The sequence below is a fragment of the Candidatus Spechtbacterales bacterium genome (assembly GCA_040879145.1).
In the GTDB taxonomy this organism is placed as follows: domain Bacteria; phylum Patescibacteriota; class Minisyncoccia; order Spechtbacterales; family 2-12-FULL-38-22; genus JAWVZY01.
Map to the genome: position 1 here is coordinate 1 of JBBDKX010000031.1, position 15,013 is coordinate 15,013.

A 15,013-nucleotide genomic window follows, 5' to 3' on the forward strand; every position below is an offset into this window, starting at 1 on the left:
TAGAAGCGATGTCGTCATTGGTAATAGTACAAGTTTTAGCATCGCCATCTGCAAGTGTGATACTTCCATCGGCAGCGCAATCTCCACCCCATACGCTGGCCGTATAACCAGGATCACTTGTTTCGCTCGCCGTATAGGTATCCGGAGTAAGGGTCGTTGCGACGCCACTTGCTACCGATGTCGTTCCTACAAAGAGAGGAAAATCGGAAACTGTCTTTGTACCTCCATCGTCATTGATGACGGTTTTGACGAGAGTAAGAGTTGCACTTGGTGTTGGTTCTGGCGATGTCGCACACGTCTGTTTTGTAACGTGCGTTTGATTCAATGTAACCGCGCCGTCGCGAGCCAAGAGTCTTCCATCAATTGTTGAGCCGCCATTGTCGGTGATTGATGCCAAAGCCAAGATGTTACCCTTGAAGGTTGAGCTTGTGTCGAGTGTTGCAGAACTGCCAACTTGCCAAAAAACATTACAGGCCTGAGCATCACCAGTAAGAACTACGCTACTGGCTCCCGCTGTTACGAGTGTGGAAGCGGTCTTAAAGATAAAAACCGCATTGGGGTCGCCCTGAGCATCAAGTGTCAGGGTCCCGGTTATTCCAAATGTACCGTCTGCGGAGTCGTATACACCCGGAATTTGAGTTGTTCCACCAAGTTCTGTGGGCACAGTGGAAACCGGCGTTCGTCCGGCAGCGTCATTGTAGGCAGTAACTAAATCGGTTTTGGCCTGCTGTACAGCAGAACTAGCAGCTGTGTAGTTTGTACCGGTTACCTCTGCATTCGTTAAGCCATTCGAAACTGTCGGATCCGATCCGGCATCCCCAACAATGGCTGAGGTGGGGACATTGGTAATCCCAGACCCGGCTAGAACCGCGAAATCATCGGCTGTTCCAAGATTCACTGTCGTTGGACTGGCTGCGGACACATACACATAAGTTACTCCTGCTAAAACGGCGAGTAGTAATGGTAAAAAAAGTGTTTTACTAAATTTTTTCATATCTATTTTTTTAATCATAAATTATTGTTCTTATTATTTTAGTTTATTATTGTTTACTTTGATATAATCATTCGACCTTAAAGGTTCTTACTTCCATTATACCCCCCCCCCCCGACAAGAAGTAAATGGTAATGGGGTGTGTATAACTAACAACTGCCCCATCTTGGCAATCTAACAAATATTTCCACCGCCAACCAAATCGAAGTTTGGACGAGTATTCATTTTCCCCACACCCCTTTTTCTTCCCGCCGCGCCTGCCCGCTTCCGGAGGGCCCGAGCGAAGCCAAACAGAGGCCAGCTCCAATAATAAATACCTCCTTAAAGGAGGTATTTATTATTGGAGCTGGTGATGGGAATCCGTCGCTTCACTCATAGAACCCTCGCCCAGCACTTAGAATTAAGTGCTGGGCTCTTTGAAACCCCTCGGTCTGTCCTCTACTCAACAACAAGATAAAACACCCTTTGACGGGTGTTTTATCTTGTTGGAGCGGGTAGCGGGAATCGAACCCGCATCGCAACGTTGGAAGCGTTGTATAATAGCCATTATACGATACCCGCACTTCGCCGCGTTAGGCGCGGCTCTGTGTAAACTATTCGCACTACGTACTCTGTGTAAACTATTTAATTAATTCTTCCTTCTTTTTTCTACTCCATCCTTTGATTTCCTTTTCTCTTTTAACAGCCTCTTTTCTCGTTAAAAAATTTTCCTCATAAACCAATTTTAAAGGAAGTTTATTTTTTGTAAAGGGGTTGCTACCTACTTGATGTCCGTTGAGCCTTTTCTTTAAATCGTTAAGTTATCCCCGTATAATAAGAATCATCTTTACATTTTAATATATAAACAGAAAAAGGCATAAAATATATTAAAGTTAGTTTACACTGAGGAGTTTACACTGAGGAGACGCCATTGGCGTCGACGAAGTGTCGGGGTGCCGGGAATCGAACCCGGGCCGTGCGCTCCCAAAGCGCATACACTACCATTATGCTACACCCCGTTCTAATTACATTAGTATACAATAAACTACCTATTTAAGCAACAAAAAATCCCCGATTTGGGGATTTTTTGTTTTATTCAGAACCCTCTTAGCGAACTGAGTCCTTCAAAGCTTTACCGGCCTTGAATCGTGGAACGTTCATAGCGGGAATCTGAAGTGTAGCACCCGTCTGAGGATTTCTCCCCTGACGTGCAGCTCTGTGAGATACCTGGAAGCTCCCAAATCCTGTAAGTGCTACAGGATCTCCTTTGCTTAAAGCTGCGGTAACTATATCTGTAAAAGCGTCTAACACATTACCGGCATCCTTCTTGGAAACTCCGGCCTTCTCTGCTAAAGCGCTTACTAATTGGTCTTTTGTCATAAAACTAGATATTTATACGTACGTATATTAACCATTTGAGCGACCTTTTATACTTATTAATGTGCGCTAAAATATATGTACTATTTCAGCATTACCCCTATTATACCAATAAAAACGCCTAAAATACAACCTTTTTCAAGAAAATGCGTAAATGAGATCTAAATTTTCACAATATCTCTTAGGTGCGTTACTTGTTCTGCTAATCCATTTTTTGATATTTCTACAAGAATAGCCCCTATTTCTACAAAATTTTCATCGCTAACATCTGTCTTTTGTTTTTCGCCTGTAACATACTGAGAAACTATTGCCTCCTTTCCCAGTCCAATTACCGAGTTATAAGGCCCCACCATGCCTACATCACTTACATATGCTGACCCTTTGGGTAGCAATTGCTCATCTGCGGTGGGAACATGCGTATGAGTGCCTAAAATTGCTGAAACACGACCATCCAGATGAAACCCGAGTGCTTTTTTTTCTGCAGTTGCCTCAGCGTGAAAATCAACCAAAATAGCGTCTACACGCTCCCCTTCTCCTGTTTCACCCATGTAATATCCGGATAATATTTCATCTACAATCTTAAAAGGATTTTCAACATCGTGCTTCATAAAAACCCTTCCGAGCAAATTTATAACCAAAATCTGCCGTGCACCATTTCTTACAACAACATGTCCGGCTCCGGGCATGTTGTTGTAATTTGCGGGACGAATAAGGGTATGTTTTCCACCTGTTAGTATCTCTTTTGCTTTTTGAGTATCCCATATATGATCTCCTGATGTGTAAGCATTAAAAATACCCGTCTCTTCAAGCTCGTTTAATGTACTTTCAGTAACCCCACTACCATGCGCTATGTTTTCAACATTAGCCACAACAAAATCAGGATTATATCTTTCGACTAACTTGGGGGCATGTTTTTTAAGGGCTGTTCTACCTGGTCTTCCAAAAACATCTCCAAAAAATAAAATTTTCATATATTTTTGTTCCTGCCTGCGCCGCCTAAGCGAGCTCAGGCTCGCGATGGCGGGCGTGGCGCTGCGCTCACAAAATATCGCTGATATATGCTGATTTTAGCTGATTCTATGCTGAGTTTATCCGCATTAATCTGCTTTAATCCGTATTAATCCGCGGTTTAAGCGAAGCGAGCTTATCGCGCGTATTCTGTAACTCTCGTTTCTCTTATAAGGGTTACTTTTATTTCTCCAGGATATTTTAATTCTTCCTGGATTCTGTTTGCTATATCTCTTGCAAGCTTTTTAGCTGTAAAGTCATCCACCTTCTCGGGGGTAACAAACACCCTCACCTCACGTCCGGCTTGTATGGCATAGACTTTTTCTACTCCTTCAAATGCAAATGCCACGTTTTCAAGTTCGGCTAAACGTTGCAAGTAATTCTCCACAGTATCCTTTCTCGCGCCAGGGCGAGCCGCGGAAATAGCATCTGCCGCCTGCACTATGCGAGACTCAATAGTTTCGTATGGATACTCTTCGTGGTGAGCCTTCATTGCGTCTATAACAGCTTCGGCTACTCCATATTTTTCAAGTAACTTTATACCTATGTCCACATGAGAACCCTCCACTTCGTGATCCACCGCCTTGCCTATGTCGTGCAAAAGACCTCCCTTTTTAGCTACAGCTATGTCTGCGCCAACCTCAGCTGCGAGAGCACCCGCAACATGGCAAACCTCAAGAGAGTGCATTAGTACATTTTGTCCATAACTTGTCCTAAAACGCAAACGCCCTAAAAGCCAAACAAGTTTCGGATCCAACCCAACAATACCGGCATCATAAACCGCTGCCTCACCGGCTTCTTTTATCTTCTCGTTAATTTCCTCTTTGGCTTGTAAAACGGCGTCCTCTATGCGGGCGGGCTGTATCCTGCCGTCAGATATAAGTTTCTCAAGAGCCACCTTGGCTATATGGCGGCGAACAGAATCAAATCCTGATATTATTATGGTTTCAGGAGTATCATCTACAATAAGCTCCACTCCGGTTAACCTTTCAAGCGTTCTTATGTTTCTGCCTTCTTTACCTATTATACGCCCCTTTATCTCGTCACTCGGCAAAGAAACAGCAGTTGTTGTAACCTCCTGAGTCTGGCTTGAAGCATACTTTTGCAAAGCTGATACTATAATCGTTTTAGCTTTTTTATCCAACTCATCCTTAGCAAACTGCTCCAACTTTATCATCCTGTCATAAAGCTCATCTTTATTTTCCTCTTCAATTTTCTCAAAAAGCTTCTCACGTGCCTCTTCTGCTGACATGCTTGCTACGGTCTCAAGCTCTTTAACTTGTTTTATCTTAAGCTCATCCAAACCCAACCTTTGGTCTTCAAGGTCTTTTGAATGAGTCGCAAGTTCTTTGGTTTTTTTGCGCAATTTATTATCTTTGCGCTCGAGGTCTTCTTCTTTTGAAAGTAACCTTTTTTCTAACTGTATAAGATATGAATGTTTTTCTTTTTCTTCGTTTTTAGCTTCGGCAACTATATCTTCCGCTGTTTTTTTAGCTTTTTCAATTAACTTATCCGCACTCTGCTTAGCTTCGTGGCTTAACTTGTTTAACTTTGACTCAACACTGCCTTCCTGTTTCTTCGCCATAGCTTGCCTCGCAAGATAGCCCGCAACCAAACCAACGAGCAGGGCAAATAGGCTCATCACTATTAATGATACTTCTTCCATAGTAGTAGTTATTATTATTTTCTAAAATTGACATATTAAGAGTATAAAACTGAAACTATCTTTAAACTTCAATTATACATCTTATCAAATAATATCAGAATTTTAGGCACAAGTAAAGTTCCCGTGAAAACTAACAAATATGCTATTATGGAAGTAATGATGCAAAACAGTAACAAAAAAGTCATGCTGGTGATTCTGGATGGCTGGGGCATAGCGGGACCTACCGCTCAAGGTAATGCCATATACAAAGCAAACACTCCCACCATAAACACCTTAGAAAAGAACTATCTTGCTATGCCGTTGCAAGCATCGGGTATCGGAGTTGGTCTTCCCTGGGGACAAGAAGGCAACAGCGAGGTGGGACACATGAACCTGGGGGCGGGAAGAATTGTTTACCAATATCTGCCGCGAATAGTAGGAGCCATTCGTGATAAAACTTTTTTTAAAAATAAAGCCTTCTTAGGGGCTTCCGATTTTGTAAAAAGAAACAACTCCACCCTGCATATAATGGGGCTGCTTTCCACGGGTACTGTTCACAGTTACATAGACCACTTATACGCGCTTTTAGATTTTGCTAAAGCTCAAGATATATCCCGCGTGGTTTTACATGTGTTTACAGACGGAAAGGACGGAGGACCTAAAGAGGGTGGAAATTTCGTACAGCACCTCCAGGAAAGACTACAAAAAATAGGGGTCGGCAAAATAGGCACCATTATGGGAAGGGCATACGCAATGGACAGAAACAGCCACTGGGAGCTTACCGAAAAAGCATACAATTTAATGACTGCGGGGCAGGGCAATATAATCCAGGACCCGCACTCTTATATTGAAGAGTGTTACTCAAAAAACCAAACAGATTTAGATATTGAACCGGCAGTTGTTCACGAAGGAGACTCCCCTGTTGGCTTAATAAAAGAAGGAGACGCGGTAATATTTTATAATTTCCGCGAAGATAGCGCGCGCCAAATTACACGCGCCTTTGTCTTGCCCGAGAAAGATTTTACCTACTTTCCAAGAAAAAAAATATCTAACCTTTATTTTGTGGGAATGACCCAGTACCAGGATGATCTTCCTATAGAAGTCGCGTTCCCGCCACCTAAAATAGAAAACTCTCTTGCAAAAGTGCTTGCTGATTCAGGTAAAAAACAACTACACATAGCAGAAACAGAAAAATATGCTCATATTAGTTATTTTTTCAACGGAGAAAACGAAGAACCAAATGAGGGGGAAGAACGCATACTTGTCCCCTCTATAGGAACTCCACACTATGAAAAAGTACCGGAAATGCAGGCATACAACATAACTCAAAAAGTGCTGGAAAATATAAATTCCTATGACTTCTTTTTAATAAACTTTGCAAACGCGGATATGCTTGGACACTCAGGAAGCATTGAAGCCACAATTAAAGGGGTTGAAGCTATAGATGCCAATCTATCCACACTGTTTGAAGCTTGCAAAAATCTGAATATAGCTCTTGTTATTACAGCTGATCACGGTAATGCAGAGGAGATGATGGACAAAAAAACAGGCCAGGTTGTTACTCGGCACTCCACAAATCCCGTACCGCTAATAATTGTTGACAGTGGTCTTGAAAGATTAAATCCTGGACACCTATACGAACAAAGCCCTAAAGGTGTTTTAGCCGATGTAGCTCCTACGATTTTAAAAATTATGGGATTAGATATACCGCCGGAAATGACCGGGCAACCCTTGGTTTAGATATCACAGATAGTAACTGATTACACAGATAAACCCGCCTTTCGGCGGGTTCTTTAAATCATCAGCGTAAATCAGCCAGAATCAGTGAAATCTTGGGCCTATTTTTTCTTTGGCTGGATTATGTTATCTATTACTCCGTACTTCTTTGCCTCTTCAGCTGTAAGGTAGAAATCTCTATCTGTATCCTTCTCAATAGTCTCTATCTTTTGTCCTGTATGGCTTGCCAATATCTCGTTCAATCTCTGTTTTATGTTTATAATATGCCTCGCGGATATCTCTATTTCTGAGGCCTGTCCTTGCGCACCGCCCATTACCTGATGCAAAAGCATCTCCGAATTAGGTAACGCGCTTCTTTTTCCTTTCTTTCCCCCCGCAAGTAAGACAGCGGCCATGGAAGCTGCCATACCAACACACATTGTCGCTATATCGTTCTTTACATGTTGCATAGTATCGTAAATGGCCATACCCGCCGTAACACTCCCGCCTGGGCTATTTATATACAGCTGAATATCTTTATCCGGGTCCTGGCTTTCAAGAAAAAGAAGTTGGGCAATAACAATATTTGCCATAACGTCTGAAACAGGGCCACCAAGAAAAACTATATTCTCCTTAAGCAAGCGAGAATATATATCATACGCACGTTCACCATATTGAGATTTTTCTATAACTGTTGGAATTAAATTCATTTTTTTGTTCGGCTTCTGCCTCACAAAAACCGCGGATTAATGCTGATTCTAACAGATTTTATGCCGATGCTATCAGCATCTTATCAGCTTTATCCGCATTTATCAGCGGTTTAAGCGAACGAAGTGAGCTTTAATTATTTTCTTCTAGAAGCTGAAACACCTTTCTATTTCTTATTATACCACCAATATGCGCTTTTAAGCGCTCCGAATCAATATGGGCTTCTGCTTCTTCAGTGCCTTTAAATCGTGCCAGGTACTTATTAGCCTCTTCTTGCACCTCTTTTTCATCGGCCTCTATATTTTCTTTTTCGGCTATAACCCTTAAAATAATTCCCGATGCAACCCGCTCTTTTGCTTTATCGCGCCATCCTTCCCGAACTTCTTCAATACTTTTTTGCGCACGCTCAAGATACTGCTCCATGGTTAATCCCATCTGGCTAACCTGCTGCATAAACTCTTCCTCCATACTATCCAACTCCTGGTCTACCATAAAGTCGGGGATGCTTAAATCAACACTTTTGGCTATTTTGTTCAAAATCAAAAGACGGACTCTCTCTTTTTCTTGCGCTTCTTTTTCTTTTTTTATACCCTCTCCAATACTACTCTTCAAGGCATCCATATTTTCAAAATTTCCTATACTTTTTGCAAAATCATCATTCAATTCGGGAACTTTTTCTTCTTTTGCTTCTTCACCCACCTCCATCCTGGAGTTTTGAAGCCACTTAATACTTGAATCAATCTCTTTCTCGTCAACCTCCACCTCTTTGTTTTCTTTTGCTATAACTTTTTGGGCAAGCGCTTTATAATTCGGCAGTTCAAGATCCGGCATAACAGGAACAATGGCTTTAAATTCAACTAATTCTCCGGGCACAAATTTAACTATATCCACCTTAGGCATGCCTATCGGGTTAATTTTGTTGTCTTCAATTGCACTCCAGTATGTATCCTGTACGGCGGCATTTGTGGCCTCCTGCCAAACCTTGTCTTTACCCAAAGAACTTTCCACAACACTTCTTGGAATATTGCCTTCTCTAAAACCCTTTATTTTTATATCTTTCCCCAAACGCTCAGAAGCACCCTGTAAGTATTTCTCCATATCTCCTAAATTAAGGGATACTTTTACTTCTTTTTGAATTTTGTCTAAATCTTTTATTTCTACTTTCATACTATAAATATTACTGTTAATAATGATGCGATCCCAACTGTTTTCAGTGTTCGCAACAAGACAACATCCACGCTATTACTATAAAGATTAGATGTTCCTGTGTCAAACCACGACATTTCATCACCGCGCATACGCGTTCCCAGTGAGGCAACAGATAAAACGGCTGCTGTAATTAAGGCACCGTAAAAAAATCCGCTAAACAGTTCAGGGCTAAAAACCCGCACCAAAATCAGAGGTGTTGCGTAAATAAGGGCTAAAGACTCCAAAATAGCCCTGCTTACTGTAACGCTATTGCTATCAAATATACGCTTTTTTAAAACCACACCATCACCTTCTCCCTCCTTTTGAGGTTCCGGCAAAACAGTGTTCTTTAATACGTGCCTTTTTGAAACTTGATTCAAAAATTTTGCAAACAAAAAAATGTAAGCCACCCCTGTAAATATTCCCGCGACAACATGAGGATTATCTAAAGAGAGCCTAAACTGTACCAACGCGTACTCTGCCTCCTGCTGATATATAACAAAAATGCCCGATATCAAAAGTAGAGTAACAAGTAGCATATAGACGCTTATATCTCTGAACATATTATCGGCTATGTGGCTCAACTTTCTTGTTATTTTTTTTCTTTCTTCAGGCAAATCAACATCCTTAGCTATAAGTTGCGCGCTCCATGATGATGACCCTAAAACTTTCAAGGACACTATTATCCCCCCAAGACTCAAGGCGCCGACTGTCAACAACATAAGTCCATAAGGTCCGGCAAAGAAGTAAGATACACCAAAACAAATAGAAAAGAACAGCGCTACAACGGAGGGATATAATGAATTAAAGATTTTTCTCAATACATTGTTGTAATGCGACGCAAAAGTAAAAAATAGCATAGAAAGACCTGTGCCTATAGAAAACCAAAGAACAAAATTAGAATACTGTGGGTTTTCATTCATGGCCCACACAATTAGCGGAAATATAATAACAGAGGCCACAACAATAGAGCCCAAAAATGAGAAGAGTACATTTTTTGTGATATTCGTTGTAGAGCCAATATGGATAAGTTTAGTGCTTAACGCGGCAGAAATAATTCCCGCTATCCCGACAAGCAGAGGAAGTGCTATAGCGCCAACAAAACCCGGAAATAAAAGAGATGCTCCCAAAATAGTAATAACCAAAGCTATAAAAAAAGTTTCAAAAATATCAGCGAGTCTGGTTATGCTTTTTAAAATATGTAATTTTGCAAGTTTAGCAGGAAGACTTGCCGAGTCTTCTTTTCTTTTGCCTTTTTTAGCTTGATGCTGTCCTGTTTTTTCTAAAAAGATAACTTGGTACAACTTAAATACTGTGGCTACAAAAGATACCCCCAAGCCAAGAGATACCAGGCCAATACTGGATGGCCCAAGTAAAACATAGTAGGCGGATACAATAAACAAGGCTGAACTGAGCATAAAAACGCCCAGCATGTTGCCACCTCCAAAAATGAAATTAAATGACTGTATAAGTCCGTAAGAAGAACCGTCTACAAATCGCGCGTCCAACTTTATTAAAAAAATGGTACACGCATACATTATAAACAAGGTACAAAGTACTCCCAAAAAAAAGCTCATTCCCGCAACAAAACCAAGCACCGGAATAAGACCTAAAACCACAGAGACAGGAAGAGAGATAATTATAGCTGTTTTATATATTCTAAATAAGTGCTCCAGGGATGTTTTTTGAAGTTTTGCCGAAAACGCGGCAATCTGTATGTCTGCCACTTTTAAAGAAAGTTTTTTTTGAAAATAAAAAGTGGAGAACAGCACTGCTCCAAAAGCAACTGAAAATGGGATAGCAAAAAATAGCATTTTTATTCTTGATCTTTTGTTTTCTCTTCTGTATTTGTATCTTGTTCCGTTTTAGATTCCTCTGAATCTTCAGACTGCTCTTTGCTCGCATCCGAAACAAGAGCTTGTTCTTCGGTGGTTTCATCGGTGCTTTGCTCTACCTCCCCTGTTTCCTTGCTTACAATATCTATCTTCCATCCGGAAAGCTTGGCCGCAAGCCTCACGTTTTGTCCATCTTTTCCGATAGCCAAAGACAGCTGGTCTTCGGAAACGGTAACTTTTGCCCTGTTGTTTTCTACCTCAACATCTAATACCTTCGCGGGGCTAAGAGCGTTTGCGATAAACTCTTCAGGAGAATCTTTCCATTCAATAATATCTATCTTTTCTCCTCCCAACTCCTGTATAACAGCAGAAACTCTTGTGCCTCTCTGTCCCACACATGAACCTATCGGGTCTATACCCTCTTCTGTTGAGGCTACAGCAAGCTTGCTTCTGGAGCCCGGCTCTCTCGCTATAGCTTTTACCTGTACGGTTCCCGATGCTATTTCGGGCACCTCAAGCTCAAAAAGGCGTGACAGCATTTTAGGATGTGAACGGGAAACAAATATCTGAGGCCCTTTCGCGCCGTGTTCTATTGTAGAAAGGTATAATCGCATTCTTTGCCCCACTCTATATCTCTCTCCGGGAGTCCTCTCTTTCGCGAGCATTATCGCGGTTGTCTTGCCTACATCAAAAAATATGGTATTGCCCTCAACTCTTTGAACAACACCGCTCACTATAGAATCAATTTTATCTTCGTACTCTTCAAAAATGGCCTCCCTTTCTGCTTCACGAATTCTCTGTATAATAACCTGCTTTGCTGTCTGGGCTGCTATTCTGCCAAAATCCTCTTTTAGCTCCAGGTCAAAACTCAAAACATCCTCAACCTCGGCGTCTTTTTTAATCTTTCTGGCCTCATCAAGCATAATATGTTTTTCCTCACTAAAGCGGACTTTCTTTGGAGTATCGTCATCTTCCTTACTCTCATCGGTAAATTTTCCAGCGGCCCTCTCTTCCTGTTCTTTTTCTATCTCTTCCGGAGTCTTTATCATACTCTCGTCAACTACAATTTTTTCCTGCCACAAGTCAAAAACACCTGTTTCAGGGTCTAATTTAGCTTTTACTATCTGGCCACGCTCGCCGTAATCCTTTTTATAAGCGGCGGCAATTGCCATCTCTACGGTTTCTATTATTTTTCCCCGCTCTATTCCCTTTTCTTCTTCTATTTGGCTTATCGCGGAAGTAAAATTTTTAAGATCTATCATAATTAAATAGTTAATTGTTGAATAGTTAAATAGCTTAATCAAATATATTAGCTATAAATAAAACCCGCTTTTTTATACGGGTTGTTAATATTATAATTATACTCTTTTTAAAAGATCTGTCAACCATTTAGCAGTTTAACCATATAGCCCTTTATCCTATTGCATTCTTATAATATCTTATACGCGCCACTTTTAATTTAAGATCAATCTCAACAGCCGCCAAATCTATACGATAATCCACATCTTCGGCATACTTATTTTCAACAAGATAGCTGTGGCTTGTCCTTATAACCTTTTCCTTCTTATTGTGGTCAAAGTGGTCTTCAGGGCTAAAATCGGGGGACGAAGCCACATCGGAAGCCTTTACCTCTATAAATACAACTGTTTTTTTATCTCGCGCAACAATATCTATTTCCCCCCAGGGCTTTTCAAAGTTGCGGCACAGAACCTTCCACTTTTTTTGCTTAACATATTCAACAACCTTGTCTTCGGCAAGGTCTCCAAGCTTTCTCTTGTCTGTTTTGTTGGGCATAAATAAAACCGGTAAGTTTTACCGGTTTTATTGTAAAAGATTAAAGTATGTTTGTCTACTAAAGAAGCCCCGCAATAATAGCCGGCAGGAAGCAAGAAAGCAGTAAGACCAGGTACCCTATTCCTCCGTACTGCAAGGTCTTTTTAGCGCGACTTATCCTATGAGCCTGCGCTCCTCCAATCATAAAATCGTATGCCGCTACAAGTATCATAATAACAAATATAGGGGTCGCAAAGAGAAGTATTCTCCTGCAAAAATTATTCCATATGGCACCTATTGAACTGCAATCGTCAAAGGCGCAGGGCAGAGCATAGCTGGGGGTAGAAGGAGGGGTAGTGGGGGTAGAAGAAGGAGTAGAAGTAGGGGTAGTAGTGGGAGTAGAAGAAGTTTGGGCTATCAAATAACCGCAATGTACTGTTGTTGAGGATGTTGGGCCGGTGTCTAAAACGCCACATTCGTGTCCTAAAAAGTCATTTAAGCACTTGTTGCACCAAGCTTGTTCTATCTCTTGTGTAAGACCTGCTGACCAATTGCAAGTCACAAATTCGTTTTTATCAGCATCTTTACTTGTGCCCTCCACACCATGCGAAGCCACACAATCAGAATTTAGGGCTGCCCTTTCAGTTTTGTCTATACCATCAGCTCCGGGTCGTGGTTCAGGCACTTCAAATTGTTCGGCTGAGGCGGAGTTGGTGTTTAAAACCACAAAGAACCCTGTCAAAAACAGAGAAAGCAGCAGTATAAAAGTTGTTTTTTTAGAAATAGTCATTTTTATAGTCTAAAAATCTGCATTGCAATTGTCAAAAACATAATTAACCTATACTTATATATTAACATAATAAAAACCTACTTTAACTCAAAAGATTTACACAGCTTTTACGATTTTAAAAAACATATTAGAAACACTTATCTCTCCACTCAACGTTTTCTATTTTTTCGCACAACTGAGTGCGTTCTTTTTTTGAAACAGCATGAACTTTTATACTGCTTAAAAGTTGTTCGTAACAATCCTCCCCCCTATTTTGCGCGTTCATACGATTGCATATTTCAAAAGAAATATCTCTACCTCCTACCCCAAAATCTGAAGACGCAATTATAAGCAGGCAATAATCTCTCCAACTCTCCGCAAGTATTCCGCACATACCAAATACCTTTTCAATATCACCCATTGCCACCGGGTGAATCTGACGCGCCAAACCATTAAAACACATCTCACGCAACCCGGTATCTTTCACTGTTTCACACCCCTCCCCTACGCGCGCTACGTCCCCTTCAAAAAATTCATACATAAGAGCCGGCTGGTTGCTCCAACAAGCTTCGAGATATCTTTTTTCTATCCTTGGGTCGCTACAAGGGTAGTCATACTCGCTTTCTTTAACCCACCTATCGGGTGGCTTTTCACCCCCTTCGTGAGCTGCCCATATATTTTCCATAAATACGCCATCGTGGCAGTTAAATACAGGAAAACCCTGCACACGGCTTTCAAAAGAGTCGCAAAGAGCAAGCGCTTCCAAAAGATTTGCGTATCCTACATAAGCTAAAAACCCATGTCCTACAGCATGAGAGCACTGCGCAAACACGTTCCAGCCCGCGTTACTGCACTCCTCCATGCTTTTTTCAACTTCATTCATACCGCCCTCGCCAATAGCTCGGATTAAAAACCCATGGTAGCAGGAGGAAAGAAAATAGTCCTTGCAGTAAATAAGACCCCTGGTACCAAATTTTTCATAGATGCTCTCACCGGAAGTGTGATTTAGAAGATGGCTTTGCCCATCAAAGGGAAGCCCTGAGTAATACAAAAATTCCTGCGCGTTCTCAGGACCCACCCTTTCAATCAACCTGGTATACCACATAACCTGTTCATCCAGTGACTGTGTTGACTTTATTTTTTTAATCTCCTCAGCGCCTTCAAAAACACCCATTGATGTACTATTTTCTTCAATACTGTTTTTAGAAGAACTTATAAAAAAAGTAATACCCATAAACAAAAGAGCAATTATGGTCGCTAAAAAAATAGATTTTACCAAGTTTAAATTATTGTCAAACATAATATATACTTATATTAACAAAAATACCCCGCCTATACAGGTGGGGTATTTATACACCGGATTAAACTTTAAAATAATATACCTGTAAGAGATGCGGCTGTCATCCAGGACACAATAATCGTCCCGTAACCTACTGTGCCATATAATATAATCTTTTTGCTCGTAGCTACACCAGCGGCTGATCCCGCGCTAAATAACATATAATATCCCGCGAGTACGAGCATTACGGCGTAAAGAGGGGTTCCAACAACAACAAGCGCGGTTATGGCATCAAAAACAGCAAGAGCGGGGTCTGAAGCTTCAAAGGGATTGGGAATCACCTGTGGCACAAAAAGCGGTGCTACGGATATAGTAACGCTTGCTGTAGCATTAGGCGCTACATCTCTTTCCGCAATAACTTTTGCGCGATAGATTCCTTCAAAATACCTATAAGATACAGTCCGGCTTGTGTTATTAACCTGCAAACAGCGTGCTCCAAAATCGTTAGTCGCGCACGAGCCGGCAGAGGGGTTTGGCAAAGCTCCGCACTCCGCTTCTGTTTGCGCGATGTCAAAAATGCTATCCTCGCAATTCCACCAAAAATGGTAATTTATAGATCCTGTGGCTGTTCCCGAGACCGAAGCTGTTATGTCAATATCAAGAGGCTCCTCCCCTGATTCAGGCTCTGCTTCAATTCCCATAAAGAGAGTTATGGGGTCAAGATATGGGGTTGTGTATGGAGTAG

General features: G+C 41.3%; 13 protein-coding genes and 2 tRNA genes. 1 reads left to right on the forward strand and 14 read right to left on the reverse strand.

Annotated features, from left to right (window positions below):
• From WDZ40_03380 to rny, 6 genes are all read right to left on the reverse strand, one after another.
• Positions 1–1,012: ice-binding family protein (locus tag WDZ40_03380; GenBank protein ID MEX0877874.1), on the reverse strand; the 1,012-nt coding region annotated here is incomplete at its 3' end.
• Between the two features lie 465 nt (positions 1,013–1,477).
• Positions 1,478–1,552, reverse strand: a tRNA-Gly gene (locus WDZ40_03385).
• Between the two features lie 366 nt (positions 1,553–1,918).
• Positions 1,919–1,989: transfer RNA gene (locus tag WDZ40_03390), tRNA-Pro, on the reverse strand.
• 88 nt (positions 1,990–2,077) lie between these two features.
• A complete protein-coding gene (locus tag WDZ40_03395; GenBank protein ID MEX0877875.1) occupies positions 2,078–2,350 on the reverse strand; it encodes an HU family DNA-binding protein in 273 nt (90 codons plus the stop codon).
• 158 nt (positions 2,351–2,508) lie between these two features.
• Positions 2,509–3,318, reverse strand: a complete 810-nt coding sequence (locus tag WDZ40_03400; GenBank protein MEX0877876.1) for a TIGR00282 family metallophosphoesterase — start codon at positions 3,316–3,318, stop codon at positions 2,509–2,511.
• Between the two features lie 173 nt (positions 3,319–3,491).
• On the reverse strand, positions 3,492–5,021 hold the full coding sequence (gene rny, locus WDZ40_03405; GenBank protein MEX0877877.1) for a ribonuclease Y: 1,530 nt from the start codon (positions 5,019–5,021) through the stop codon (positions 3,492–3,494).
• Positions 5,022–5,144: 123 nt separating this feature from the next.
• Here rny and gpmI point away from each other — a divergent pair, with 123 nt between their 5' ends.
• Positions 5,145–6,740 (forward strand): 2,3-bisphosphoglycerate-independent phosphoglycerate mutase, encoded by a 1,596-nt coding sequence (gene gpmI / locus WDZ40_03410; GenBank protein ID MEX0877878.1) that lies wholly within the window; start codon positions 5,145–5,147, stop codon positions 6,738–6,740.
• 98 nt (positions 6,741–6,838) lie between these two features.
• Here gpmI and clpP read toward each other — a convergent pair whose 3' ends face one another.
• From clpP to WDZ40_03450, 8 genes are all read right to left on the reverse strand, one after another.
• The gene (gene clpP, locus WDZ40_03415; GenBank protein ID MEX0877879.1) at positions 6,839–7,450 is read right to left on the reverse strand and encodes an ATP-dependent Clp endopeptidase proteolytic subunit ClpP; all 612 of its coding nucleotides are present in this window, start codon (positions 7,448–7,450) and stop codon (positions 6,839–6,841) included.
• A 106-nt stretch (positions 7,451–7,556) separates the two neighbouring features.
• Positions 7,557–8,591 (reverse strand): trigger factor, encoded by a 1,035-nt coding sequence (locus tag WDZ40_03420; protein ID MEX0877880.1) that lies wholly within the window; start codon positions 8,589–8,591, stop codon positions 7,557–7,559.
• Positions 8,588–10,426, reverse strand: coding sequence for a sodium/proton-translocating pyrophosphatase (locus WDZ40_03425; protein MEX0877881.1), 1,839 nt, complete (start codon positions 10,424–10,426; stop codon positions 8,588–8,590). Before WDZ40_03425 ends, WDZ40_03420 begins: the two co-directional genes overlap by 4 nt.
• A 2-nt stretch (positions 10,427–10,428) precedes the next feature.
• Positions 10,429–11,709, reverse strand: coding sequence for a transcription termination factor NusA (gene nusA, locus WDZ40_03430; protein MEX0877882.1), 1,281 nt, complete (start codon positions 11,707–11,709; stop codon positions 10,429–10,431).
• A gap of 151 nt (positions 11,710–11,860) precedes the next feature.
• The gene (locus WDZ40_03435; GenBank protein ID MEX0877883.1) at positions 11,861–12,241 is read right to left on the reverse strand and encodes a YraN family protein; all 381 of its coding nucleotides are present in this window, start codon (positions 12,239–12,241) and stop codon (positions 11,861–11,863) included.
• Positions 12,242–12,299: 58 nt separating this feature from the next.
• Positions 12,300–13,010, reverse strand: coding sequence for a hypothetical protein (locus WDZ40_03440; protein MEX0877884.1), 711 nt, complete (start codon positions 13,008–13,010; stop codon positions 12,300–12,302).
• Positions 13,011–13,137: 127 nt separating this feature from the next.
• Entirely contained in the window at positions 13,138–14,289 is a 1,152-nt protein-coding gene (locus WDZ40_03445) for a hypothetical protein (GenBank protein MEX0877885.1), read from the reverse strand.
• A 68-nt stretch (positions 14,290–14,357) separates the two neighbouring features.
• The coding region (locus tag WDZ40_03450; protein MEX0877886.1) for a hypothetical protein at positions 14,358–15,013 on the reverse strand (656 nt) is incomplete at its 5' end.

Excerpts from the sequence above, each read along its gene's own strand:
- WDZ40_03420 (MEX0877880.1), bottom strand. The coding sequence starts at position 8,591 with ATGAAAGTAGAAATAAAAGATTTAGACAAAATTCAAAAAGAAGTAAAA.
- WDZ40_03440 (MEX0877884.1), bottom strand. The coding sequence starts at position 13,010 with ATGACTATTTCTAAAAAAACAACTTTTATACTGCTGCTTTCTCTGTTT.
- nusA (MEX0877882.1), bottom strand. The coding sequence starts at position 11,709 with ATGATAGATCTTAAAAATTTTACTTCCGCGATAAGCCAAATAGAAGAA.
- WDZ40_03435 (MEX0877883.1), bottom strand. The coding sequence starts at position 12,241 with ATGCCCAACAAAACAGACAAGAGAAAGCTTGGAGACCTTGCCGAAGAC.
- rny (MEX0877877.1), bottom strand. The coding sequence starts at position 5,021 with ATGGAAGAAGTATCATTAATAGTGATGAGCCTATTTGCCCTGCTCGTT.
- WDZ40_03395 (MEX0877875.1), bottom strand. The coding sequence starts at position 2,350 with ATGACAAAAGACCAATTAGTAAGCGCTTTAGCAGAGAAGGCCGGAGTT.
- WDZ40_03400 (MEX0877876.1), bottom strand. The coding sequence starts at position 3,318 with ATGAAAATTTTATTTTTTGGAGATGTTTTTGGAAGACCAGGTAGAACA.
- WDZ40_03425 (MEX0877881.1), bottom strand. The coding sequence starts at position 10,426 with ATGCTATTTTTTGCTATCCCATTTTCAGTTGCTTTTGGAGCAGTGCTG.
- WDZ40_03445 (MEX0877885.1), bottom strand. The coding sequence starts at position 14,289 with ATGTTTGACAATAATTTAAACTTGGTAAAATCTATTTTTTTAGCGACC.